Here is a 22,886-nt window from a genome sequence, read left to right as displayed (position 1 = left end):
CCGCCGCCCCCTCCCGTCCGAAGACCACGACCCACCGCCCCAGCGAACGACGAGGAACCCGCGGTGTCCTTCACCGGCAGGCACGACATAGCCGAGATCCTTGCACTCGGCCCGCTCCAGCACGGGCTGTACGCACTCAACCGCCTCCACCACGACCACCCCCACGACGCCGGGCCGGCGGCAGGGCCCGAGGCCGACGGCTACGCCATCGCCGTCCTGACCGACTTCCGCGGCCCGCTGGACACCGAGCGGCTGCACCGCGCGCTGCGCACCGTGCTCACCCGCCACCCCCAGCTGATGGCCAGCTTCCGGGACAAGGACCTGCCCCACCCGGTACAGCTCGTGCCCGCCACCGTCGACGTGCCCTGGCACGTCGCCCGGATGACGCCCGAGGAGTTCGACGCCCACGTCGAGGTCGCACGCGAGGCCCCGTTCGACCTCACCGCCGGGCCGCCGCTGCGCGTCACCCTCGCCCGGCTCGGGCCCGCACACCACCGGCTGCTCTGCGTCTTCCACCACATCGTGATCGACGGGTGGTCGGTACCCGTCTTCTGGAACGAACTCGCCACCGCCTACTCCGAGGACGGCCCCGGACCGGTCACGCCCCACCCCGCCTACCGGGAGTACATCGGCTGGCTGCGCCGTCAGGACGGCGCGGCGTCGCTCGCCGAGTGGGCGCGCGCCCTGAGCGGAGTCGGCGAACCGACCGTCGTGGCCTCCCGCACCCGGGTGGACGGCGAGCCCCACCGGGCGACCCTCACCATGCGGTCCCTCCAGGGGCCGCCCCTGGAGGCGTTGCTGTCCCGGGTGCGCGCGGCCAACCTCACCGTCAACACCGTCGCCCAGGCCGCCTGGGCCGTCCTCCTCAACCGGCTGACGGGGCGTGAGGACGTCGTGTTCGGCGTCACCGTCTCCGGCCGGCCCGAGGAGGTACCGCAGATCGAGTCCGCCATCGGACTGTTCATCAACACCATCCCCGCCCGGGTCACCCTCGACCGCGACGAGCCGCTGATCGAGCTGTGCCGACGGATCCAGCGCGACGCCGCCCGGCAACGGTCCCACGGCTACACCGGGCTCAGCGAGATCCAGCGCGCGAACGGCAGCGGCGACCTCTTCGACACCCTGATGATCTTCCACAACACGCCCAGGGGAGCTGCCCGCGACACCCTGCGGCTCGGCGGCGGGGTGAGCATGTCGCCGGTCTCGATGGACAGTTACACGCACTACCCGCTGACCGTCGTGCCGTTCCTGCTGGACGATCGGCTCTACGTCAACGTCGACCACATCGACGCCCTCCTCGGGGGGCTCGACCCGGGCCGGCTGGCCGAACGCTTCCTCCAGGTCGTGCAGGACATCGCCGCCGGCGTCGCCGACCCCTCCCGCACCCACCGGGACCTGGACGTCCTCCTCCCGGGGGAGCGCGCCGAACTGGCCCGCCTGGCCGACGGCCCCCGCGTCGCCGAGCCCCTCGGACGACCAGAAGCCGAGGCACTGCGGGAGACCGACCACGGGGTGCACCGGGAGTTCGAGCGGGCCGCCGCCCGACACCCCGACCGGGTCGCCGTCCGCGACCGCCGGTCCGAGGTCCGGTACCGCGAGCTCGACCGCTGGTCCAACGCCCTGGCCCGGCGACTGCGCGCCCTCGGCGTCGGTCCGGAGACCCGGGTCGCGGTCGCCCTGCCACGCACCCGGGACTACCTGGCCGCGCTCCTCGCCGTGCTCAAGGCCGGCGGCACGCTGGTACCGCTCGACCTGTCCGCCCCCACCGACCGCAACACCACCATCGCGCGGCTCGCCCGCGCCCGGCTGCTGATCGCCCTGCCCGGGCAGCAGGACTGGTGGACCGGCCCGCGCTGCGCCCCCGGCACCCCCCGTGACGCCGACGCTCCCGGCCTCGCCGCACCGCTTGCCGGCGACACCCACCCGGACCGGGCCGTCCACGTCGTCTTCACCTCGGGATCCACCGGCGAACCCAAGGGCGTGGTGGCCACCCACCGGGGGCTGGCCACTCTGCTGCACGCCCACCGGGCCGAGATCTACGGTCCGGTGACCGCAGGGACCTCGAAGCCGCTGCGGGTCGGGCACTCCTGGTCCTTCGCCTTCGACGCCGCCTGGCAGCCGCAGTTGGCCCTGCTCAGCGGACACACCCTGGAGCTCTTCGACGAAGAGGACCAGCACGACCCGGCACGGCTGGTCCGCGGCATCCGCGAGCGCGGAGTGGACATGCTGGACACCTCACCGTCGATGCTCGCCCGGCTCTCCGAGGCCGGGCTGATCGAGGACGGCCACTGCCCGCTGCGCATCCTGGCCCTGGGCGGGGAGGAGATCTCCCGCGCCACCTGGGACATGCTCGCCGACCTGCGGGGCACCCGCGTCCACAACTTCTACGGCCCCACCGAGATCACCGTGGAGGCCGTCAACGCCCGTGTGCGGGCGGGGGAAGAGCCCGCCATCGGCAGGCCCGCCCCGGGCTCCCGCGCCCTGGTCCTCGGGCCCGACCTCCAGCCCGTGCCGCTCGGCACCCGGGGCGAGCTGTACCTGGGCGGGTCCCAGGTGGCGCGCTGCTACGAGTCCCGCCCCGGGCTGACCGCCGAGCGCTTCGTCCCCGATCCGGAGACCGGGGAGCGTCTGTACCGCACCGGGGACGTGGTACGGCGCGACGCGGCCGGCCGGCTGGTCTTCCTGGGGCGCGCGGACGAGCAGGTGAAGATCCGCGGCTACCGGGTGGAACTCGCCGAGGTGGTGGCCGCGCTGGAGGCGAGCGAGGACGTGGCCAAGGCCGTCGTCGTCCCGTTCGCGAGCGGACAGGGAAGGGCCCTGGCCGCCTACGTGGTCGCCGCCCGCACGCTCGGAAAGACGGGCCGCCCCCTGGACCCGGTGGCCCTCCGCGACGAGCTGGCCGGGCGGGTGCCGGCCTACCTGATCCCCGCGCGGGTCACCGTGCTGGACCGCATCCCGCTGACCGTCAACGGCAAGACCGACCTGAGGGCGCTGCCCAGGCCCACCGGTGACCAGGCGGCCGACGGCACCGCCCGGCCGCCCCGCACCGCCACCGAGCATGCCGTCCACCGGGTGGCGCGGGCCTTGTTGGAGGCTTCGGACCTCGGCTGCGAGGAGGACCTCTTCCACCACGGCCTGGACAGCATCGCCACCATCTCCCTCGTCGGCGAGCTGCGTCGGGCGGGACTGCCCTGCACTCCGCGCCAGGTGATGGTGCACCGCACCATCACCCAGCTCGCCCGGGTGATCGACGCCACCCCTGCCCCGGCCCGGCCCCCCGGGGCGGCCACCGGGGAGGAGGCCGTCCAGGAGGTGGCCACCCCGGTCCTGGACTGGCTGCACCGGCTGGGCGACCACCGCCGCTTCGCGCTCTCGCAGCTGATCACCCTGCCACCGGGACTCGACCTGGACCGGGCCGAGGCGCTGCTCGACGCGGTGCGTCGCGCGCATCCCCAGCTGTCGGCGCGCACGGTCACCGGGGCGGACGGACGCCTGCGGTTGGTGAACCGCGCGCCGGGTGCCGCGCCGGGCGGCGAGCCGCCGGCGATGCTCACCGAAGAGGCCCACGAGGAACTGACGCCTCCCGCGGTGCTCGCCGCGGCCCGCCGCGCCTGGGACCGGCTGGACCCGGCCGGCGGCGCCATGCTGGCGGGCGTGCTGCTGCGGGAGAACCGCACGGGGCGGGACCTGCTGTTCCTCGCCGTCCACCACGCCGCCGCGGACCTCGTCTCCTGGCGGATCATCCTCGCGGACCTGGCTGCCGCCGCCGGCGACGACGGTGAGCCCGTCGTGATCGACGTTCCGCCCGAGCACACCTCCATGGCGGCCTGGTCCCGGGGGCTGGCCCGCCGTGCCCGGGGCCCGGAGCCGGCCCGGCAGGAGCCGTACTGGCAGGGTGTCCGGAAGGCGGTGGCCGGGGCGCTCCGACTCGCACCGGCCGCACCCTGGCCCCTCACCGGCACGCGGGGTGCGCTGCGCTCCCACCGGGTCCGCGCGGACCCGGACTCGACGGCGGCCCTGCTGCGCCACCCGGCGGCAACTCCCGAGGCGGCGCTGCTCGCCGCCACGGCACTCGCGGAAGCGACCTGGCGGGCCGCCCACTCCAGCCGTACCGGCACCGAGGCCGGTCTGGCTCTGGTCAGGGAGGGCCACGGCCGCCGCGACGAGTTGGTCGAACCCTATGTCGAGGCGCAGGACGGCGGACCGGTGGACACCTCCCGCACCGTCGGCTGGTTCAACGTGCTCCATCCACTGGTGATCGACCGCGCCGCGCGGCGCACCACCCTGGAGCACGCCGAACGCGACGCGTCGAAGGCACTGCGACTGCTGTCCTCCGTACGCGAGGAGCTGGACGCCGTACCGCACGGCGGCTTCGACCACCCGCCGGTCCCGGCGGCCGGCGAGGCCGGGCCGGACGTCCTCTTCAGCTATCTGGGCCGCATCGACCGCCTGCCGGCCGCGGACGGCGCGGGGAAGCGCCCCTGGACCGCGGTCGCCGACGAGGCGCTGGTCCGGGAGTTCCCCGAGGACAGCGAACCCGAGCTCCGGCAGGCCTTCGCCCTGGAGCTCATCACAGCAGTGCATCCGGGCCCGGACGGACCGGAGTTCGAGGCGGCCTGGCGCCACGACCCCGAGGTCGTGGCCACCGCCGACATCGAGGAGCTGGCCCGGTACTGGGTGCGGGCCCTGGCCGTGCTGGCCCGGGCCGCCCAGCAGCAGGAGAGAGGAACTGAGGAATGAGCGGAACCATCGACGCGGGCGGAATCACCCTTGCCTACGAGGAGACCGGCAGTGGTGAGCCGGTCGTCCTGGTCATGGGCGCGGGCTCCCCGGGCAGGGTGTGGCGCCCGTACCAGGTACCGGCGTTGACGGCGGCCGGGTTCCGGGTGATCACGTTCGACAACCGGGGAGTGGGCGGCAGCTCGGAGTGCCCCGAGGGCTTCACCCTCGCCGATCTCACCGAGGACCTCGCCGCCGTCATCGAGCAGGTCGCGGGCGGCACCGCACACGTGGTCGGCACTTCCCTCGGCGCCCGGATGGCCCAACGGCTGGCGATGACCCGACCGGAGCTGGTCGACCGGCTCGCCCTGCTGGCGACCAGAGCGCGAGCCGACGCCGCGCTGACCACCTTCGCGCGTGCCCAGATCGCGGTCCAGCAGCAGGGCCTGGCCCTGCCCCCGGAGGTGTCGGTGGCACTGGCTGCACTCGCCAACCTCTCCCCCGCGAGCCTGCGCGACGAGGTCGCCGCCGAGGACTGGCTCGCCATGCTGAGCATGGCTCCCCCGACACCATCGGCAGGAGTACGGCGCCAGTTCGAGGCCGCCCTGACCCACTTCCCCCACAACGTCTCCGAACTGGGCCGGATCACCGCTCCCACCCTCGTGCTCGCCTTCGCCGACGACCGGCTCTCTCCGCCGCACCTCGGCGTCGAAGTCGCCGAGGCGATCCCGCAGGCCCACTGCGAAGTACTCCCGGAAACGGGACACTTCGGCTACCTGGAGCGCCCCCAGGAAGTGAACGACCTGCTGGTGCGCTTCCTCACCGACCGCTCCCCCGACCGACCCCGGCGCGGACACCGCCAGGCAGGGGGGAGCCACTCAGGGTCTGTCTGACAATTGTTCTTGTGGCAGGTCGAGGAGAGTTGACGGAAGCGGCGTGGGAGCGAATCCCGAGCGGTACGGGCCGTGGCAGACCGTCTACGAGCGATTCGCCCGCTGGGAGGCGGACGGCACGTGGGCCAGGCTGCTGGAGCAGGTGCGGGTTCGCGAGGACGCGGTGGGCCGGGTGGAGTGGACCGTCGCTGTCGACTCAACGGTCAACCGGGCCCACCAACACGCCGCCGGCACCCGCAAGAAGGGGCCGCGGACGGGGACGAACTGGAAGATCCGGGCCGCTCGCAGACGCGCCAGACCCTCGGCCGGTCCCGAGGTGGACTGACCACCAAGGTCCACCTCGCCGTCGACGGCCGAGGACTGCCCCTGTCGATCGTGCTCACGCCCGGTAACACCCACGACGCCACCGCATTCGGCCTGGTCCTCGACGGAATCCGCATCCCCCGGGCCGACACCGGCCGCCCCCGCACGACACCGGCCCGGTCCTAGGCTAGGCGACAAGGCCTATTCCAGCCGGGCGATCTGAGGTTCCCCGCAGGTGGACGTCAACGAGATCGTCGTCCGACCCGCCGCGAGCGCGCAGTGACAACAGCGAGCAGACGGGCGTGCGGCAAGTGCGCCGTCCCGCGTGCGCGGACGCTTCCGGAGCCCCGGTCCCACGGCGCCGGGGACCGCCGGCCGGCCCGTCGGCCTTCGGTGATCCAGCACCGGACGTACTGCGCGAACCCTCTGTCCCGGGTGAGTGCCCGGGCTCTCCCGGGAGGACCGGTGGTCCGCCCGCCGTGGGAGGCGTCGGGGTTGCTCGCCCGGGGCCGCTGGAGGCACGGATGACGGACCGGAACCGTTGCGGAACCACGGGCAGGGCCCGGTTCGGGGAGGCACCCGGTCGCCGCTGCCTCCCCCGGCAGCGGCGACCGGCCCGGTTCTCAGCTCCCGTCGCGTTCCCGCTCGGCCGCCAGGTCCAACGCGACATCGATGATCATGTCTTCCTGGCCGCCGACGTATCCCGCCTCGCCGACCCGTTGCAGGATTGCGTGCGCGGGTACCCGGTAGCGTGCGGCGGCCCGTTCGGCGTGCAGCAGGAAGCTGGAGTACACCCCCGCGTATCCCTGGGTGATCGCGGCCCGATCCGTCCAGGGCAGTCGGGCGACGAACGGACGGACCACCTCGTCCGCGGCGGCCAGCACCGCCTGGGTGTCGACGCCGGTGGGCACGCCCATCCGCTCCAGCACGGGAACGAGGATCTCGGTGGGCGCGTTGCCCGCGCCCGCGCCCAGGGCGCACAGGGTCCCGTCGATCTGCCGGGCGCCGGCCTCGTAGGCGGCGAGCGAGTTGGCCAGCCCCAGGGACAGGTTCTGGTGCGCATGGATGCCCACTTCGGCGTCCGTGCCCAGTTCGGCGACGAGGGCGGCCACCCGGTCGCGGGCCTGGCTCGGGAGCAGCGCTCCGGCCGAGTCCACGACGTAGACGCACTGGCATCCCGCGTCGGCCATGATGCGGGCCTGCCGGGCCAGGGCCTCGGGGGTGAGCCGGTGCGAGAGCATCAGGAAGCCCACGGTCTCCATGCCGAGCCTCCGGGCCGCCGCGAAGTGCTGGACCGAGACGTCCGCCTCGGTGCAGTGGGTCGCGATCCGGGCGACCCGGGCGCCCGCGGCGTGGGCCCGTTCCAGGGCCCGCACCGTTCCGACGCCCGGCAGGAGGAGCACGGCGATCCGGGCCCGGCGGGCCTCGTCCGCCGCGGCGGCGACCAGGGTGAGTTCGTCGATGCCGGAGAAGCCGTAGTTGAACGAGGACCCGCCCAGGCCGTCGCCGTGCGACACCTCCAACACGGTGACGCCCGCGTCGTCCAGGGCGCGCACCACGGCACGCACCTGCGGGACGGTGAAGCGGTGGTGCACGGCGTGGCTGCCGTCGCGCAGGGTGGAGTCCGTGATCCGTACGGGGGCCGGTGACGGGGTGGCTGCCGTGGTCATGTGGTCGACCCCTTCCGTGCGAGTTCTTCTCCGACCTGGGCCGCGGCAGCGGTCATGATGTCGAGGTTGCCGGCCCAGGGGGGCAAGTGGTCGCCGTTGCCGCGGACTTCGAGGAAGACCGCGACCCGGGCGTGGCCGTCCCAGTCGGCCCGGGCCTCGTCGTACTGCGGGTCGGCGCGCAGGGTGTAGCCGGGGACGTAGCGCCCCACGCGCTCCACCTGGCGCACCACGGATTCGGTGATGGCGTCGCGGTCGGCGTCGGCCGGGATCGCGCAGTAGACCGTGTCCCGCATGATCATGGGCGGTTCGACGGGGTTGAGGACGATGATCGCCTTGCCGCGGGCCGCGCCTGCGACCTCTTCCAGCGCCGCCGCGGTGGTCTCGGTGAACTCGTCGATGTTGGCGCGGGTTCCGGGGCCGGCCGACCGGGAGGCGATGGACGCCACGATCTCCGCGTACGCGACCGGGACCACGGCGGAGACGGCGCTGACGATCGGGACGGTCGCCTGGCCGCCGCAGGTGATCATGTTGAGGTTGGGGGCCTCGGCGAGGTCGTCGAGGTTGACGGGTGGGCAGACGAACGGCCCGGCGGCCGCCGGGGTGAGGTCGATGGCCCGGATGCCGGCCTCGGCGTACCGGGGTGCGTGCGCGAGGTGGGCCCCGGCGGAGGTCGCCTCGAACACGAGGTCGGGCAGTTCGTCCCGGCCCAGCAGCCAGTCGAGGCCCCCGGCGGACGCGGTGACGCCCAGTTCCCGGGCCCGCGCCAGTCCGGCGGAGTCCGGGTCCACGCCGACCACGCAACGAAGGTCGATCAGTTCGCTGCGCAGCAGCTTGACCATCAGGTCCGTCCCGATGTGTCCGGGACCGACGATCGCGGCGGTCAGCACGTGTGCTCCTCGGAGAAGTCGGCGGTGACCGTGCCGAGTCCGGCGAAGGTCGCGGTGACGACGTCGCCCGCGACGACGGGCAGCGCGGCGGTGAGGGAGCCGGGGAGGACGACGTGTCCGGGCTCCAACCCGATGCCCAGGGGCGCCAGCGTGTTGGCCAGCCACACCAGGGCGTTCAGGGGGTTCCCCAGTACGGCCGCGCCGGCGCCGGTGTCCGCGAGGACGCCGTTGCGGTGGAGCAGGCAGGGGGTCGAGGCCAGGTCGACGGCGTCCAGGCGGACGGGGTTCGCGCCGAGGACCACCCCGCCGCTGGAGGCGTTGTCGGCGACGGTGTCCGCCAGGGTGATCCGCCAGTCCGCTATCCGGGAGTCGATGATCTCCAGCGCCGGCAGGACGAAGTCGACCGCCGCCGCCGCCTCGGCCGAGGTGACGCCGGGGCCCTCCAGCGGGTGCTTGAGGACGAACGCGAACTCCGGCTCGATCCTTGGTTGGAGGAAGCGGGCGGGGTCGATGGGGGCCGAGTCGGTGTGGAACATGGTGTCCATGAGGTGGCCGTAGTCCGGCTGGTCGACCTTCAGTTGGCGGCGCATGGCCGCTGAGGTGAGGCCGACCTTGTGCCCCTTGATCCGGGCGCCTTCGGCGAGCCACCGTTCGACCTGGAGCCGCTGGATCCCGTAGGCGTCGGCCGGCCCGAGTCCGGGGAGGGCTTCTGACGGCGGACGGACGGGGGTGCGCGTCGCGTAGGCGCCCAGGAGTTCGGCCGCGGCCTTCTCCCGGGTGTGGGTGTCCATGCTGGTTCCCTCCATGACGGTCCTTTGCGTCGAGTCGGGGCACCCGGCCGGCCCGGGCGACCGGGTCCTGGCGGGTGCGTGGGGTGGGGCGAACGTCAGGCGCGCGTGTCCAGCGAGCGCACCAGATAGGCCCAGGCGTCGGCGAGTTGGCGGGGGCCGTAGCAGCGGTCGCGCTTGGTCAGCGCCTCGACGGGGTCGTCGTGGTGACCGGCCCGGTCGGGGGGTGCGGCGGACGCGACGGCGAGCTGCATGCGGCACGCCTTCTCCAGGAAGATCGCCGTCAGCACCGCCGTGGGCACGTCGGGTCCCACCGTCACCAGCCCGTGCCGGTGCAGGAGCAGGGCGTTGCGGTCGCCGAGCGCCGCCGCGACGGCCGCACCGCGTTCGGGGGTGTCGACGAGGTCGCCCGTCTCGCTGAAGCGCGCGATGTCGGGCGGCCAGAAGAGGGTCGCCTCGTGACCCACCGGTCGCAACGGCAGGCCCGTGGCGGCGAACGCGACCGCCGCCTCCCCGTGGCTGTGGACGACCGCCCCCACATCGGGGCGGGCCGCCATGATCGCGGTGTGGATGGGGTGTTCCAGGTGGACGCGGCCCTCGCCGCCCGTCGGCCGCCCCGCGTGGTCGATGCGGACGACCCGGTCGGCGGTGATCTCCTCCATGCCGTACCCGGCGGCCTTCAGCCACAGGTCCGTCCCGCCCGGATCGCGCCGGGACAGGTGCCCCCACACCAGGTCGGCGTTGCCGTGCGCGGCCAGGACCCGGCAGCCGAGGGCGACCTCCTCGGCGGGCGTCATCCCGCGTCCCCGACGAGGAAGTCCCCGACGATCCGGTTGAACTGCCCGGGCTGCTCGAACATCGGCCAGTGGCCGGCGCCGGTGATCATGTCGAAGCGCGCGTTCGGCAGGATCTCGGACGCCCGGCGCCCCACCTCGGCGGGCGTGGTCGGGTTGTGGTCGGTCCAGACCACCAGCGTCTCGGCCTCGATCCGTGCCAGCTCCGCCTCGCCCAGCATGTGCGCCCGGTTCTCCTCGCCGGGCTGCTCGGCGACCAGCTTGGCCTGTGCCTCCTGGGTGCCCGGCAGGGTGTAGTAGCGGTAGCGGCACTCCACGAGTTCGTCGGTCACCACGGCCGGGTCGACCATGAGCCATTCCAGCCGCGCCCGGACGCTCTCCCTGGTCGGCGCCGCCGCGGCCTTGGCGGTGACCGCCTTGACCCGGGCGTGGACCCGCTCGCTCTCCTCCTTGCGCCCCCGGTCCGACAGCAGCAGGCCCGCCCCGGTGACGGAGACGACCCGGCCCACCCGGCCGGGGTGGTGCAGTGCGGTGTGCAGCGCCGTCCATCCCCCCAACGACTGGCCCACGAGATGGGCGCGTTCGGCGCCTATCGCGTCGAGGAAGCCGATGAGGTGTTCGGTGAACAGCGGCGCGTGGTAGGTGACGTCGGTGGGCCGGGCGCTGAGTCCGTGCCCGACGGCGTCGAGGGCGTACACCCTGAGTCCGCGCTCGGCGAGCGGGACGACATTGCGCAGGAAGCCCTCCGCGTGGCCGGTCAGCCCGCCCATCAGGACGACGGGGTGTCCCTCGCCGGCTTCGATGGAGCGGGTGCGCCAGCCGGCGGCCTCGCGGAATCGGACCTCCGCGCCCAGTGAATCAGTCCAGAACGACATCGGTGCTTCCTTCTGCCAGGAATCGGTTGAGGAGTTCGTTGACCTGCCGGGGTCGTTCGAACTGGGGCCACTGCTTGGCGCCGGGCACGGTGACGGTGACCGCGTCGGGCACCGCACGGGCGGCGACCTCGACGACGTCGGGCGGGGTGTGTCCCGACTCGCCGCGGAGGAACAGGGTGGGGACGCTCAGGTGCGCCAACCGCTCCTCGGTGAGCAGCCAGGGCGTGTTGTCCGCCGCGCGCACCCGGCGGTGGACGTCGCGGGCCGCGGGCGGCCCGTAGAGGCGGGTCCGCAGCTCGACGAGTTCCTCGTCCACGGTCGTCGGGTCGGCGAGCAGACCGCCGAGCCGGGCCCGGACGGCATCGGCCGTCGGCTCCTCGTAGGCCCGGCCTCCCCGCCGGTAGGCCGCCCGCACGGCGTCGTCCGACAGGCGTTCGGCCTCCGACTGGAGTCCGGCGGGCTCGATCAGGGCGAGCCTGCGGACCCGGCCCGGGGCCTCCAGCGCGGTGAGCGCGGCGACCCAGCCGCCGAGCGACTGGCCGACCAGATCGGCCTCGGCGAGGTCGAACGCGTCCAGCACGGCCCGTACGTGGTCGGTGAGTTCGCGGACGGTGTACCGCCCCTCGGTGCTGCGGCCGGTCAGGCCGTGGCCGAGCAGGTCGACGGCGATCGCCCGACGGCCCTGTGCGGCGACGGCGGCCAGGTTGCGGGCGAAGGATTCGAGGTGCCCGCCGCGGCCGTGGAGGAAGAGCACGGCCGGTCCCGTGCCCAGGGACACCGCACGGGTGGGCGTTCCGTCCGCGTCGACGTGCTCGACCTGGGCTCCGAGCAGGTCGGTCCACAGGCTCACAGGTGCTTCCGCAGGAAGTCGAGGGTCCGCTCCCAGGTGAGCCGGGCGGCCTGTGGATCGTGGTTGGGGTGGGTGTCGTCGTGGTAGGCGTGACCGGCGCCCTCGTAAACATGGACCTCGGTCGGGTGGTCGCTGTGGCCGAGGGCGTCGCCGAGCCGTTCGACCTGGTCGAGCGGGATGACCGAGTCGGCGCCGCCGAAGTGGGCCTGGACCGGGCAGCGCACCCGGTCGGCGATGTCGATGCGGGAGCGGACGGCGCCGGTCGGGCTGTAGGCGGCGGGGAGTTCGGGGATGCCGTACAGCGGTACCGCGCACGACAGCCGGTCCGACTCTGCGGCCCAGACGAGGGCGAGCCCTCCCCCGAGGCAGAAGCCGACGACGGCGGCGCGGTCGGTGTCGACGTCGCCGCGGGCGGCGAGGTGGTCGAGTCCGGCCTCCAGGTCGGGGACGGCCTGCTCGTCGCGGGCGGCCAGGAACGCCTTGGCCCGCCGCTCCTCCTGGGTGGTGTAGTCCTGGGGCGGTTGGCCTCCGATCCGACTGAACAGGTCGACGGTCAGGACGGCGTAGCCCTCGGCGGCGAGTTGCTCGGTGACGCGCTGCCGGTGGGGGATGACGCCGAGGTTCTCGTGCGCCATGATCACTGCCGGCGGGCGGTGGGCGCCCCCGGTCGGCAGGGCCAGGTAGCCGCGGATCTCGACGCCGCCGCTGGGGAAGGTCACCCAGTCCGCGGTGATTGCAACCATGGTCTCTCCTTGCGTGCTGTCAGGTTCCGGCCCTGGGCGGGGCCGGCGGGCGGGCCGCCCGGCCCCGCAGTTCCTGCGTCAGGGCGGCGATGCTCTCCAGGCGGCGGCGGGGCATCCGGACGGTGGGGCCGCAGACGGCGACGGCTCCCGCGGGCCGGCCCGCGACGAGGACGGGGACCGCCACTCCCCCGATGCCCTCGATGAACTGGTCGATCTCTATCGCGAAGCCCCGGGAGCGGCTGGCTTCGATCTCCTGGAGGAGCGCTCCGGGGTCGGTGATGCTGAGGGGGGTGCGTTGGGCGAGCCGCAGCTGCGGGACGATCCTCCTGGCCTCGTCCGGGGGCAGGGCACTGAGGATCGCTCCGCTGATACAGCCGTTGGCGAGGACCGAACGCTGGCCGATCGAGGACAGGGCGTCGGGGGCGTGCCCCACTTCGCGCCGGCCGGTGATGATCAGCGATCGGTCCCGCCAGTCGACCTCGGCGATCAGTACGGTCTCCCCGGTGGCACGTGCCAGTTCCTCGGCGACGCCCTGGGTGAGGTGGGCGAGGGCCGTCGTGGTCGACACCAGGCTGCCCAGTTCCAGCAGCCGGGTGCCTAGTACGTAGGCCCCGTCCTCCTCCTGGCGCAGGAACCCGCGCCCCACCAGGGTCACCGCGATGCGGTGGGCGCTGGTCTTGGGCAGCCCGGCGACCTCGGCGAGCTCGGAGAGCTGGAGGCGGGGGTAGGCCGCGCTCAGGGCGCTGAGGATGTCCAACGCCCGGTCGACCGACTGGACGCCGCGGCGGCGCGGACCGTTGTCGTGGTGTGCCATCGGGGATACCGCCTCACGCGCAGTAGGGGGGTGCCTCGCTGACGTTGGCCTTGGTGACCAGCAGGTTCGGCACGGTGGAGATCTTTTGTACCCCTTCCTCCTGGTGCATGAGCCCCACCACGTTGTCGATCGCCATCTCGCCGACGGACCTCGGGGTGTTGCTGACGGTTGCCGCGATCTCCCCGGTGCGGATGCCCTCGGTGCCCTCCGGGCTGCCGCCGTTGGTGATGACCTTGACGTCGTGGCGCTTGGCGGCCTTGAGCGCGGCGAGGACGCCGATGGCCATGTCCTCGTTGTGGACGAAGACGTACTGGACCCCGGGGCGGGCCTGGAGCATGTTCTCGGCCACGTCCTGCGCCTTGGCCCGCTGCCAGAACGCGGGCTGGTCGAAGACGACGCGCGCCTGCTTCGGGATCGCCTTCTTGAACGCGGCGTCCATCAGGTCGGCCGCCGCACCGGGGGCACCGCCGATGACGCCCACCTCGACGGGCTCGCCCTTGCTGTCCTCGCCGAGCCATGCACCGAGCTGCTTGCCCACGCCCGCGACGTCGGTGACCACGGCACCGAGGATCTTGGACTGGTCCACGGCGGCGACGGAGGTGAGGAAGATGGGGATGTTCGCCCGGTTGGCCCGGGCGATGCCGCCCTCCAGGGCGTCCATGTTGACGGTCTGCACGACGATCACGTCGACCCGCTTGGCGATCATGTCGTCGATGTTGGAGAGCTCCTTCGCCGGGTCCATCGCGGAGTTGGCGGTGAGCAGTTCCACCTTGTCCTTGGCGCGCGCCTGCATCGATCTGAGCAGACAGGTGTGGAACTCGATGTTGTTCCCGTTGACGAAGCCGATCGTGAGCTTCTTGCTCCGGTCGACGGGAGCGGCGTCCTTGCTCTGGCCCTTGTCCACGGAGCAGGCTCCGACCAGCAGTCCGAGGGCTGCGGTGAGGGCCAGTGGTGCGGTGAGGCGTCGGGTGGTGGTGCGGCTCATGACGTTTCCTTTCACCGGGGGAACGGAGGGGGCTCAGGTGCGGCGACCGCGCTGGTGGTTCACGATCGCGGCGATCATCAGGACGGTGCCGACGGCGATGTCCTGGTAGACGGGGTCGATCTGGAGGAGATTGAGCGAGTTGGCGACCAGGCCGAGCAGCAGGACTCCCAGGACCGTGCCGACGAGGGTTCCGCTGCCGCCGTGCAGGGAGGTGCCGCCGATGACGACGGCGGCGACCACGGTGAGTTCCAGCGGCAGGCCGCCGGTGCCGGGGCTGGCCGCGCCGAGCCGGGCGACGAGCATGACGCCGCCGAGCGCGGCGAGGAAGCCGCCGAGCGCGTACAGGAGCAGCTTGCTGCGTACCACCGGGATGCCGGAGAGCCGTGCGGCGCTCTCGTTGCCGCCGATGGCGAAGGCGTTGCGGCCGAACGCGGACCACCGCATGAGCACTCCCACCGCCAGGCACACCAGGACGGCCAGGACGACCAGCGAGGGGATCGCGCCGAAGAGCTCACCGAAGCCGAGGACGGCGAGGTGGTCGCCGATGCTGACGCTCATGCCGTCGAGCAGCAGCAGTGCGACGCCGGTGAGGATGGTGGAGGAGGCCAGGGTCGCCACGAAGGGGGCGACGGAGAACACCGTGACGACACCCCCGTTGACCAGGCCGATGGCGGTGCCCAGGGCGAGGGCGACCAGGACCGCGGCCCACTCGTCCATGCCGCCCTGGATGAGCTTGGCGACGACGGCGTGGGAGACGGCCGCGATCGCCCCGAGGGAGAAGTCGATGCCGCCCGCGGTCATCAGGAGGGTCAGCCCGGCCGCCAGTACGGCGACGACCGCGACCTGTTGCGAGACGTTGACCAGGTTGGGCGTGGTCAGGAACACCTCGCTGTTGAGCGAGGTGAACAGCCCGATCAGCAGCAGGACGCTGAGGAGTCCGACGTGTCGGGCGACACCGGGCGGCAGGCTCAGTCCGGTCCGGTCGCGGAAGGCGGATGCGGCGCTCATGAGACGTGTCCTCCTACGGTGAGCGAGACGAGATCGTCGCGGGACCACTCGTCCCGGTTCAGTCGGGCCACGGCGCGCCCGCCGCGGACGACGACCACGCGGTCGGCCAGTCGGCTGACCTCGTCGACGTCGGCAGAGGTCAGGAGTACGGCGGCGCCGCGGTCGGCGAGTGCGTCGACCAACTGGTGGATGTCAGCCTTGGCCGCCACGTCCACGCCGCTGGTGGGTTCCTCCAGCAGGCACACGGTCGGCTCGGTGTCGAGCCACTTCGCCAGCAGCACCTTCTGCTGGTTGCCGCCGGACAGGGAGTCGACGGCGGGGTCGGCCGACAGGGTGACGACCCCGTAGCGTCGGCGGGTGTCGGTGGCCTTGCCGTGCAGTGCCGCCCAGCGCACCAGCCAGGGCCGGTTCATGCCCCGGTCGGCCAGCGCCAGGTTCTCGTCGACGCTGAGGCCGGGGACCAGTCCGTGCAGCAGCCGGTCCCCGGTGACGCAGCGCAGCCCCGCCGACAGCGATGCCCGGACGCTACCGGTCCGTATCCGGGTCCCGCCCACGTCGACGGTTCCGGACGAGGGCTGCCGCACCCCGCTGAGCAGCGGGAAGAGTTCGCGTTGGGCGTCCCCGGCCGGGCCGAGCACGGCCACGATCTCGCCGGCCCGGATGGTGAGGTCGAAGTCCCGCAGCCGGTCTCCGCCGAGTCCGTCCAGTTCGAGGGCGGGTGCTCCGAAGTCCCTCTTCCGGGCGGCCGGTTCGGCGACCAGGCGGTCGCCCACCATGGCCCGGACCAGGGCGGGGAGGTCCACGTTCTCGACCGCCTCGGTCAGCGCGGTCCGGCCGTCCCGCATCACCGTGATCCGGTCGGCCAGCGCCAGGACCTCGTCCAGGTGGTGGGAGATGTAGACGACGGCCGTGCCTCGGGACCTCAGTTGACGGACCAGGTCGTGGATGCGGGCGGCGTCCGCGCCGCCGAGGGCGGCGGTCGGTTCGTCCAGGATGAGGACGTTCCCGCCGACGTGCACTTCCCGTGCGATCTCGACGAGCGTCTGCTGCGCGGGGGTGAGGTCACCGACGGCGGCCCGCACGGGCACCTCGACGCCCAGGTCGTCCAGAGCCCTGGCCGCCTCCGCCCGTACCTCGGCCCAGTCCACCCGGCCCTTGGCCCGGGGGAGCCTGCCGAGCAGCAGGTTCTCCGCCACCGTCAGCTCGTGCACCAGGGTGCGCCGCTGGTGCACGATGCTCACGCCGAGGGCGCGCGCCCTGCGGGGGGTGAGCGACGGGCTGCTCTCGCCGCCCACCAGGATCTCGCCGCTGTCCGGGGACAGCGCCCCGCAGACGACCTCGACCAGCGTCGACTTGCCGGCGCCGTTCATGCCGGCGAGGGCGTGCACCTCGCCGGGGCGAAGGGTGAAGTCCACTTCCCGCAGGGCGTGCGCCCCGCCGAAGGACTTGCTGACCTTGCGCAGTTCGAGCGCGGACCCGGCGGTGGCCGTTCCTTTGGGCACGGTCGTCACCTCAGGCCCCCGTCCGTCGTGCCGGGTACATCGCGTGGTGGGCGATGCCCAGGACGACCATGAGGTTGCGCAGGGCCACCGGGTTCATTCCGTGGGCGAGCAGCCAGGTGGCGTCGGTGTGGCACACCGCCCGCTTCTCGTCCTCGCTCAGGTGGTACGCGCGGAGCACCGACTGCGGGGCTTCGCGGAACCGGTCCAACAGGCCGGGCGTGTGCTCCAGTTCGCGGGCGAGCCGGTTGAGGCCGACGATGCTCACGGCGCCTCCTCGACGTCGAACGCGCAGATGCCGATGCCGACGGTCCAGGAGGGCATGGGCTCGTAGGCGAGGACCCGGGCAGCGCCGCCGGCGGCGGCTGCGGCGATCAGCCAGGTCCGGACCTCCAGGGCTCCGTTGCCCGCCTCCTCCTGGATCCGCTCGTCGCTCCAGGAGGCCGCTCCGTCCGCCCGCCCCTCGGTGAGGAGGGCGAGGAAGTCGTGGTCGAAGTCCTCGTTGATCTCGCCGAACCGGGGCAGGCCCACCCAGTGGGAGAGGCCGCCGGTGCCGAGGACGCCGATCCGGGCGTCCTTGGGCAGGTCACCGGCCGCCGCTGCGATCGCCCTCCCCAACTCCAGGCAGCGTGCCAGTGCCGGCAGCGGCTCCGTGTTGCAGTTGACGAAGAGCGGGACGACGCCGGCGGCTGCGGCCGAGGGGAGCTTGGTCAGCGGCACCATGAAGCTGTGGTCCAGGTCCATGGTGTGGGAGCGGGACACCTCGAAGCCCCGCTCGGTGAGCCCCTTGAGGAGGTATTCGGCAACCACCGGCCTACCGGGCACCGTGCCACCGGGGTTGCCGAACTCGGCCCAGCCCCGGTGTTCTTCGGCGAGCCCGATGCAGAACGCCGGGTAGTTCTCCAGGCCGAACGTCTCGTAGTGGTCGGTGGCGACGACGACGACCGCGTCGAGCTCCGCCTCGGCGATCTCGCGGTCGAGCCGCTGCCACGCGGCGTGCAGCACCGACGAGCGTTCGGGGTCGGCGTCCGGGTTCTTCACGATCGCGCCGACGTGTGAGGTGGCGGCGGCCAGGACGACGCGTCCCATCAGCGCTCGCCTCCCGCGCCTGCGGTCAGCCGGACGTCGTCGGGGTGCGGGGCGCCCCGCCGCACGACGTCGGTGGAGTGCAGCAGCCCGCAGCCGGGGCAGGCGTACTGTCGCAGCTCCAGGTCCTCGTCCAGCCGGGTGGCGTGGCTCAACGCGTGGATGTCGCCGGTGGCCCGGAACGCCGCGTACGGTCGCCAGGGTTCGTCGGCCGGGGCGAGCACCCGGGAGCAGGTGCAGGCGGTGAAGCGACTACCGGCGATCTCCACGACGCTCAGGACGTCGCCGAGGGGGTGGACCCGGGTGACGGGCCCGTCCGGGACCCGTGGCTGCGGGCGCGTGACAGGCCAGGACGTGCGCTCCGCACGGATCCGCTCGCGCTGGCGGGCGGTCGCCTCCGGGTCCACCCGGCCGTCCTCGCCGAGCACCGCCCGGTAGATCCGCTGCGCGGCACCGGGGGTGACCGCCCCGAAGTCGAGGTCGGCCTGCATCTCCTCGGCCGGGCGCTCCAGCGGGTCGCCCCAGCCGCCGCCCGCCTGTGGGACGGTGGCGAGGACGTCGTGGTCGTCCAGGCGGTAGAGGCCCTGCCGGCCGCGCATGTCGGGTCGGGTGCCGGACAGTTCGTCGACCTCGGGGATGCGGCCGGTGGCGAACCGGTCGGCCAGATCGCTGTCGTGCAGGACCGTCCGGGTGTTCTGTGCACCGGGGTATCCGCCGAAGATCCCGGTCGAGTTGGGAACCGTCCAGCCGTGTGCCGAGTTCAGCGCGGTGACGTCCCTGCCGCCGCGGACGGTGTAGACGGCTCCCATGCTCATGCCGCCGCGGCGGCGACCGGCTCCGCCGGAGTCGGCGACCAGGCCGCGCCACACGTACAGCAGCGGGGAGTCCATCTCCACCGCTTCGATGTTGGAGATCCGCTGCCGTTCGATGTTGTGCTGGCCCTGGGTCCAGGCGCCGTCGCGGTGGGCGTAGGCGCCGCCGCCGGTGGCCAGACAGTCCATGATCACGTACGTCTGGCGGGCTCCGTTCTCGCCCGTTCCGGTGAGCACGAACTTGTCGGGTCCGCCGGCCGGGACGGCCTGGGCCTCGGAGAGCAGTTCGTCGGAACAGGCGGCGAGCTTGGACAGGCATTCGACGGCGGTCATCTCGACCAGCCAGCCGGCCTCCAGCGCGCCGCCGCTGACGGCGGCCGGGCGGGAGGCGTTGCAGATGAGTCCCTCGGGGCAGATGACGTCGACGGGCCTGAACAGTCCCTCGTTCCACGGTGCGTCGAACGCCAGGGTCGGCAGCAGGGCCGCGGCGATGCCGGCCATCATGCCGGAGCGGGCGCAGTTGACGTAGCCCTTGGCCTGGGGCGACGAGGCGGAGAAGTCGAACTCCAGGGTCTCGCCCCGTTTGGTGAGCACCAGGTCGACTTCGTAGACGGCGTCCTCGGTGGACTGGGCCAGGCCGCCGTCGTTGTCCAGGAACGCGCGGGAGTGCACCCGGGCGTCCGGTAGTTTGGCCAGCCGGTTGCGCAGCCGCCGCTCGGAGAGGGTGATGAGGTTGCCCATCACGGTGCGGACGGTGTCGGCGCCGTACTTCTCGGCGAGCGCGGTCATGGCGCGGACGGCCGTGTTGTTGGCGCCGATCAGGGCCCGTAGGTCGAGGTTGACGGTGGGCGCCATGCGGGTGTGGGCGAGGATCAGGTTCCACACGTCGGTGCGCACCCGTCCGCCGTCGACCAGTTTGGTCGGCGGCATCTGGAGGCCCTCCTGGTACGAGTCGGTCGCGTCGACGCAGAAGCTGCCGGGGGTCATGCCGCCCACGTCGACCATGTGGCACATGGCGCCGGTCCAGGCCAGGAGTTCGCCGTCGTGGAAGATCGGCGCGATGAGTCCGACGTCCTGGGCGTGGACCGTGCCCTTCCAGGGGTCGTTGACGATGAACATGTCGCCGGGGTTGATGCCGGGGTCCTCGGTGCAGTCGTCGATGACGGAGCGGGTGATGGCGGCCATGGACGAGGAGTGGGAGAGGATGGTGCGGCCCATCGCCGCCACGGAGCCGTCGGGGAGGTAGAGGCCGACGTTGTAGTCGCTGGCCTCGACGACGTGCGTGGAGCCGGAGATGGCGGCGAGCGTCGCGCCCTGCTCGTCGGTGATGGCCAGCAGTCGATGGCGGATGACCTCGAAGGTGACGGGGTCGATGGGCGTGGTGGGCGTGTCGGTGGCGGTCACGCGTCCCCCTTGCAGTCGATGACGAGGTTGCTGTGGCGGTCGACGGTGAGCGACTGCGAGGGGCCGATCACCACGGTGGTGCCGGCGAACTCCAGGATCGCCGGGCCCCGCAGGGCCGCTCCCGCTCCCAGGTCCTCGCCGCGGTAGACACCGGTGGGAACGCGTCCGGCGCCGGGGAAGTGGACGTCGCGCTCGCAGATCCTGGCCGCCTCGACGTCCCGGGTGCCGGGGTAGTCGCCCTCGGTGACCTCGGTGACGCTGACCCGGCCTTCGACGCGCAGGGTGTGGAGCTCGACACCGGCGCCCAGCAGGGCGGTTCCGGCGCCGTAGATGCGTTCGTAGACGGTGCGGAACTCGTCGATCAGGTCCCGCAGGACCTCCGTGGTGACCTCGCCCCCGGGCACTGCGACGGGCAGTTCGTGGGACTGCCGGCGGAACTTCAGGTAGGCGATGCGGCTGAGCCGGGTGCGCGGGTCCTCGTCGAGGTCCTCGCGGCAGCGGGCGGCCAGCTCGTCGAGGGTCCGGCCGATGCGTTCCGCGTCCAGGTGGGCCGCGGGGTCGGTCGCACCGGGCGGGGTGCGGTGGACCTCGGTGGTCTGCACGGCGCGGTAGCGGTCGGAGGTGACCGTGCCGTAGGCGGAGTGGACGGTGGAGGTGGGCGGCACGACGAGCGTCGCGATGCCGGCCGCCTCGGTGTACGCGTAGGCGTGGGTCGGCCCGGCGCCGCCGTACGCGTAGACGACGAAGTCACGCGGGTCGTGTCCCTGTTCGACGGTGACCTTGCGCAGCAGGTCGGCCATCTGGTTGTCGGCGACGCGCTTGATGCCGGCCGCGGCCTCCTCCACGGTGAGGCCGAGCGGGTCGGCGACGTGCTCGCGGATGGCCTTCTCCGCCAGTGACCGGTCCAGCGGCATCCGGCCGCCGAGGAAGCGGGAGGGGTCGATGACGCCGAGGACCACGTCGGCGTCGGTGACGGTGGGACGGTCGCCGCCCCGGGCGTAGCAGGCGGGGCCCGGCACCGATCCGGCGCTCTCGGGGCCGACGACGAGGACCCCGGACTCGTCGACTCCCGCGATGGAGCCGCCGCCCGCGCCGATCGCCGTCACCTTGATGCGGGGCAGGGCCAGATGGAGGTCGCCGACCTCGCTGACGCGTTCGACGACCGGCTCTCCGTCGATGATCAGGCCGACGTCGAAGCTGGTCCCGCCCATGTCGGAGGTGATCACGTGGGGGTGGCCCAGTCGGCGCGCGAGGGCGGTCGACGCCAGCACCCCGCCGGCCGGGCCGGAGGTCAGCATCGATGCGGAGCGCCGTGCGGCGTCCTCGGCGCGCATGACGCCACCACCGGAGTCCATGATCGAGAAGTCTCCGGTGAACCCGGAACCCCGCAGCCGGTCCTCCAGATTGGCGACGTAGTCGCGGATCACCGGACCGAGGTAGCTGTTGACGACGGTGGTCGCCGAGCGTTCGTACTCCCCGATGACGGGGGCGACCTCGTGCGAGAGCGTCAGGTACGCCTCGGGCCACTCCTCCTGCACGATCCGGGCCACCGCCGCTTCGTGCTCCCCATTGACGAAGGACCACAGGAGCGATATCGCGAGCGCCTCGACGCCGTCCTCGCGCAGTCGGCGCAGCGTCGCCCGGACCTCCTGCTCGTCGAGCGCGACGACCTGCGCGCCCGAGGAGTCGATGCGCTCCGTGACGGCGGCGAGCCGGGACCGGGGGACGATCTGTCCGGGGTTGCGGCGGCGGCTGTAGTGACCGGTCGCGGCACCCATGCCCACCCAGGAGGTCATCGAACGCTGGATCAGCATCGTGTCGGTGAACCCGCGGGTGGTGAGCAGGGCCGTCGGGGCGCCCTTGCGCTCGATCAGGGCGTTCGTCGCGGCCGTGGTGCCGTGGGCGAAGTAGACGATGTCCGCGCAGAAGGACGGCAGGTCCCTGCCGTAGGACTCGGCGGCCAGCCGCAGGGCGGCGATGACCCCTTCCGAACGGTCGTGTGGAGTGGTCGGTGACTTGTAGAGCCGTGGCGCGCGGCCGTCCTGTAGGACCACGAGGTCGGTGAAGGTCCCACCGACGTCCGTGCCCACGAACAATCCTGTCGCGGCACCCTTGTTTCTTTGCACGCTGTCCTCACAAGAAAGGGAGATATGACGCGAGAACCACCGAAGGTCGGGCAAGCAACCGAGTCCGACATTTACGCTGCATCCCGGGATCACTGTGAGGTGATGGCCGCATCGGATCAACGGTTCGGTCCGCATGGCGAAACGCCGCAGGTAGAACCTTGATCAACATGTGGGGTGTGAGGCAGGACACGCACTATTCGGCCACTGCACAAGGGGCACGCGACCGCTGATCCCGGCGTGGACACGGGGCGCCCGCTCGTCGGAGCCGGTCCGCTCGCCCCACCGGCTCGGCGCGGGCCGCGCCGGCGCATCCGCTGCGGGAGGGACGTCCGGGCTTCGAGGAGGAGCGGGCCGAGCCGCACCGCCGGCCGCTGGGTACCGGCGCGGCAGCACCGGCTCCAGCAGCCCGTCCGCGGCGACCCGGACCCGGTCGCCCGGCCTCGCGGCCAGGTGGTAGCCCCGGGTGACCGCCCCGGCGAGCGGTCCGCCGAGCGGTCCCCTGATGCGGTGAACGACGCGGCCCCGCACGTCAGTCGGTCCTACGTTGTTGGTGGGTCGGACGGGCCGTCGTAGGGTCCAGAGATCCAGAGACACCGGGTATGGCTTTCAGTCGGTTGCCCTCGATGGTTC

At 72.8% G+C, this 22,886-nt stretch carries 17 protein-coding genes and 1 pseudogene; 3 read left to right on the top strand and 15 right to left on the bottom strand.

Annotation, left to right across the window (positions count from 1 at the left end):
* The first annotated feature begins 63 nt into the window (after positions 1–63).
* From ABT092_RS10820 to ABT092_RS10810, 3 genes and pseudogenes are all read left to right on the top strand, one after another.
* Complete coding sequence (locus tag ABT092_RS10820; protein WP_351242141.1) at positions 64–4,740, top strand: non-ribosomal peptide synthetase; 4,677 nt, start codon at positions 64–66, stop codon at positions 4,738–4,740.
* Positions 4,737–5,612, top strand: coding sequence for an alpha/beta fold hydrolase (locus tag ABT092_RS10815; RefSeq protein ID WP_351242139.1), 876 nt, complete (start codon positions 4,737–4,739; stop codon positions 5,610–5,612). The genes ABT092_RS10820 and ABT092_RS10815 overlap by 4 nt, the downstream gene beginning before the upstream one ends.
* A gap of 55 nt (positions 5,613–5,667) precedes the next feature.
* A pseudogene (locus ABT092_RS10810) lies at positions 5,668–6,135 on the top strand (IS5 family transposase); the annotation flags it as partial.
* 403 nt (positions 6,136–6,538) lie between these two features.
* Here ABT092_RS10810 and dmpG read toward each other — a convergent pair.
* The 15 genes from dmpG to ABT092_RS10735 form a co-directional block, all read right to left on the bottom strand.
* A complete protein-coding gene (gene dmpG, locus ABT092_RS10805) occupies positions 6,539–7,585 on the bottom strand; it encodes a 4-hydroxy-2-oxovalerate aldolase (RefSeq protein WP_351242137.1) in 1,047 nt (348 codons plus the stop codon).
* On the bottom strand, positions 7,582–8,472 hold the full coding sequence (locus ABT092_RS10800; RefSeq protein WP_351242136.1) for an acetaldehyde dehydrogenase (acetylating): 891 nt from the start codon (positions 8,470–8,472) through the stop codon (positions 7,582–7,584). Before ABT092_RS10800 ends, dmpG begins: the two co-directional genes overlap by 4 nt.
* Entirely contained in the window at positions 8,466–9,263 is a 798-nt protein-coding gene (locus ABT092_RS10795) for a 2-keto-4-pentenoate hydratase (RefSeq protein ID WP_351242134.1), read from the bottom strand. Before ABT092_RS10795 ends, ABT092_RS10800 begins: the two co-directional genes overlap by 7 nt.
* Positions 9,264–9,358: 95 nt before the next feature.
* Positions 9,359–10,057, bottom strand: coding sequence for a class II aldolase/adducin family protein (locus ABT092_RS10790; RefSeq protein WP_351242132.1), 699 nt, complete (start codon positions 10,055–10,057; stop codon positions 9,359–9,361).
* Positions 10,054–10,929, bottom strand: a complete 876-nt coding sequence (locus tag ABT092_RS10785) for an alpha/beta fold hydrolase (RefSeq protein ID WP_351242130.1) — start codon at positions 10,927–10,929, stop codon at positions 10,054–10,056. The genes ABT092_RS10790 and ABT092_RS10785 overlap by 4 nt, the downstream gene beginning before the upstream one ends.
* A complete protein-coding gene (locus ABT092_RS10780) occupies positions 10,913–11,779 on the bottom strand; it encodes an alpha/beta fold hydrolase (protein ID WP_351242128.1) in 867 nt (288 codons plus the stop codon). Before ABT092_RS10780 ends, ABT092_RS10785 begins: the two co-directional genes overlap by 17 nt.
* The gene (locus ABT092_RS10775) at positions 11,776–12,522 is read right to left on the bottom strand and encodes a dienelactone hydrolase family protein (RefSeq protein ID WP_351242126.1); all 747 of its coding nucleotides are present in this window, start codon (positions 12,520–12,522) and stop codon (positions 11,776–11,778) included. Before ABT092_RS10775 ends, ABT092_RS10780 begins: the two co-directional genes overlap by 4 nt.
* Positions 12,523–12,541: 19 nt before the next feature.
* Complete coding sequence (locus tag ABT092_RS10770; RefSeq protein ID WP_351242124.1) at positions 12,542–13,336, bottom strand: IclR family transcriptional regulator; 795 nt, start codon at positions 13,334–13,336, stop codon at positions 12,542–12,544.
* A gap of 13 nt (positions 13,337–13,349) precedes the next feature.
* Entirely contained in the window at positions 13,350–14,321 is a 972-nt protein-coding gene (locus tag ABT092_RS10765; protein ID WP_351242122.1) for a sugar ABC transporter substrate-binding protein, read from the bottom strand.
* Positions 14,322–14,354: 33 nt separating this feature from the next.
* Positions 14,355–15,329 carry an ABC transporter permease gene (locus tag ABT092_RS10760; protein ID WP_351242120.1) on the bottom strand — a complete coding sequence of 325 codons (975 nt, stop codon included), beginning with the start codon at positions 15,327–15,329 and terminating at the stop codon, positions 14,355–14,357.
* A complete protein-coding gene (locus ABT092_RS10755) occupies positions 15,326–16,831 on the bottom strand; it encodes a sugar ABC transporter ATP-binding protein (RefSeq protein WP_351242118.1) in 1,506 nt (501 codons plus the stop codon). Before ABT092_RS10755 ends, ABT092_RS10760 begins: the two co-directional genes overlap by 4 nt.
* Before the next feature lie 10 nt (positions 16,832–16,841).
* Positions 16,842–17,096, bottom strand: a complete 255-nt coding sequence (locus ABT092_RS10750; RefSeq protein ID WP_351242116.1) for a hypothetical protein — start codon at positions 17,094–17,096, stop codon at positions 16,842–16,844.
* Positions 17,093–17,917, bottom strand: coding sequence for a DODA-type extradiol aromatic ring-opening family dioxygenase (locus ABT092_RS10745; RefSeq protein ID WP_351242114.1), 825 nt, complete (start codon positions 17,915–17,917; stop codon positions 17,093–17,095). The genes ABT092_RS10750 and ABT092_RS10745 overlap by 4 nt, the downstream gene beginning before the upstream one ends.
* On the bottom strand, positions 17,917–20,130 hold the full coding sequence (locus ABT092_RS10740; protein ID WP_351242112.1) for a hydantoinase B/oxoprolinase family protein: 2,214 nt from the start codon (positions 20,128–20,130) through the stop codon (positions 17,917–17,919). Before ABT092_RS10740 ends, ABT092_RS10745 begins: the two co-directional genes overlap by 1 nt.
* Positions 20,127–22,220, bottom strand: coding sequence for a hydantoinase/oxoprolinase family protein (locus tag ABT092_RS10735; RefSeq protein WP_351242110.1), 2,094 nt, complete (start codon positions 22,218–22,220; stop codon positions 20,127–20,129). Before ABT092_RS10735 ends, ABT092_RS10740 begins: the two co-directional genes overlap by 4 nt.
* Between the last annotated feature and the right edge of the window lie 666 nt (positions 22,221–22,886).

Source organism: Streptomyces sp. NPDC002490 (assembly GCF_040296045.1).
Classification (GTDB): Bacteria; Actinomycetota; Actinomycetes; order Streptomycetales; family Streptomycetaceae; genus Streptomyces.
This window is presented reverse-complemented; position numbering and strand designations above follow the sequence as displayed.

Coding starts and splice junctions, on each gene's coding strand:
- ABT092_RS10815 (WP_351242139.1), top strand. CDS start 4,737: ATGAGCGGAACCATCGACGCGGGCGGAATCACCCTTGCCTACGAGGAG.
- dmpG (WP_351242137.1), bottom strand. CDS start 7,585: ATGACCACGGCAGCCACCCCGTCACCGGCCCCCGTACGGATCACGGAC.
- ABT092_RS10795 (WP_351242134.1), bottom strand. CDS start 9,263: ATGGACACCCACACCCGGGAGAAGGCCGCGGCCGAACTCCTGGGCGCC.
- ABT092_RS10790 (WP_351242132.1), bottom strand. CDS start 10,057: ATGACGCCCGCCGAGGAGGTCGCCCTCGGCTGCCGGGTCCTGGCCGCG.
- ABT092_RS10785 (WP_351242130.1), bottom strand. CDS start 10,929: ATGTCGTTCTGGACTGATTCACTGGGCGCGGAGGTCCGATTCCGCGAG.
- ABT092_RS10775 (WP_351242126.1), bottom strand. CDS start 12,522: ATGGTTGCAATCACCGCGGACTGGGTGACCTTCCCCAGCGGCGGCGTC.
- ABT092_RS10770 (WP_351242124.1), bottom strand. CDS start 13,336: ATGGCACACCACGACAACGGTCCGCGCCGCCGCGGCGTCCAGTCGGTC.
- ABT092_RS10765 (WP_351242122.1), bottom strand. CDS start 14,321: ATGAGCCGCACCACCACCCGACGCCTCACCGCACCACTGGCCCTCACC.
- ABT092_RS10760 (WP_351242120.1), bottom strand. CDS start 15,329: ATGAGCGCCGCATCCGCCTTCCGCGACCGGACCGGACTGAGCCTGCCG.
- ABT092_RS10745 (WP_351242114.1), bottom strand. CDS start 17,917: ATGGGACGCGTCGTCCTGGCCGCCGCCACCTCACACGTCGGCGCGATC.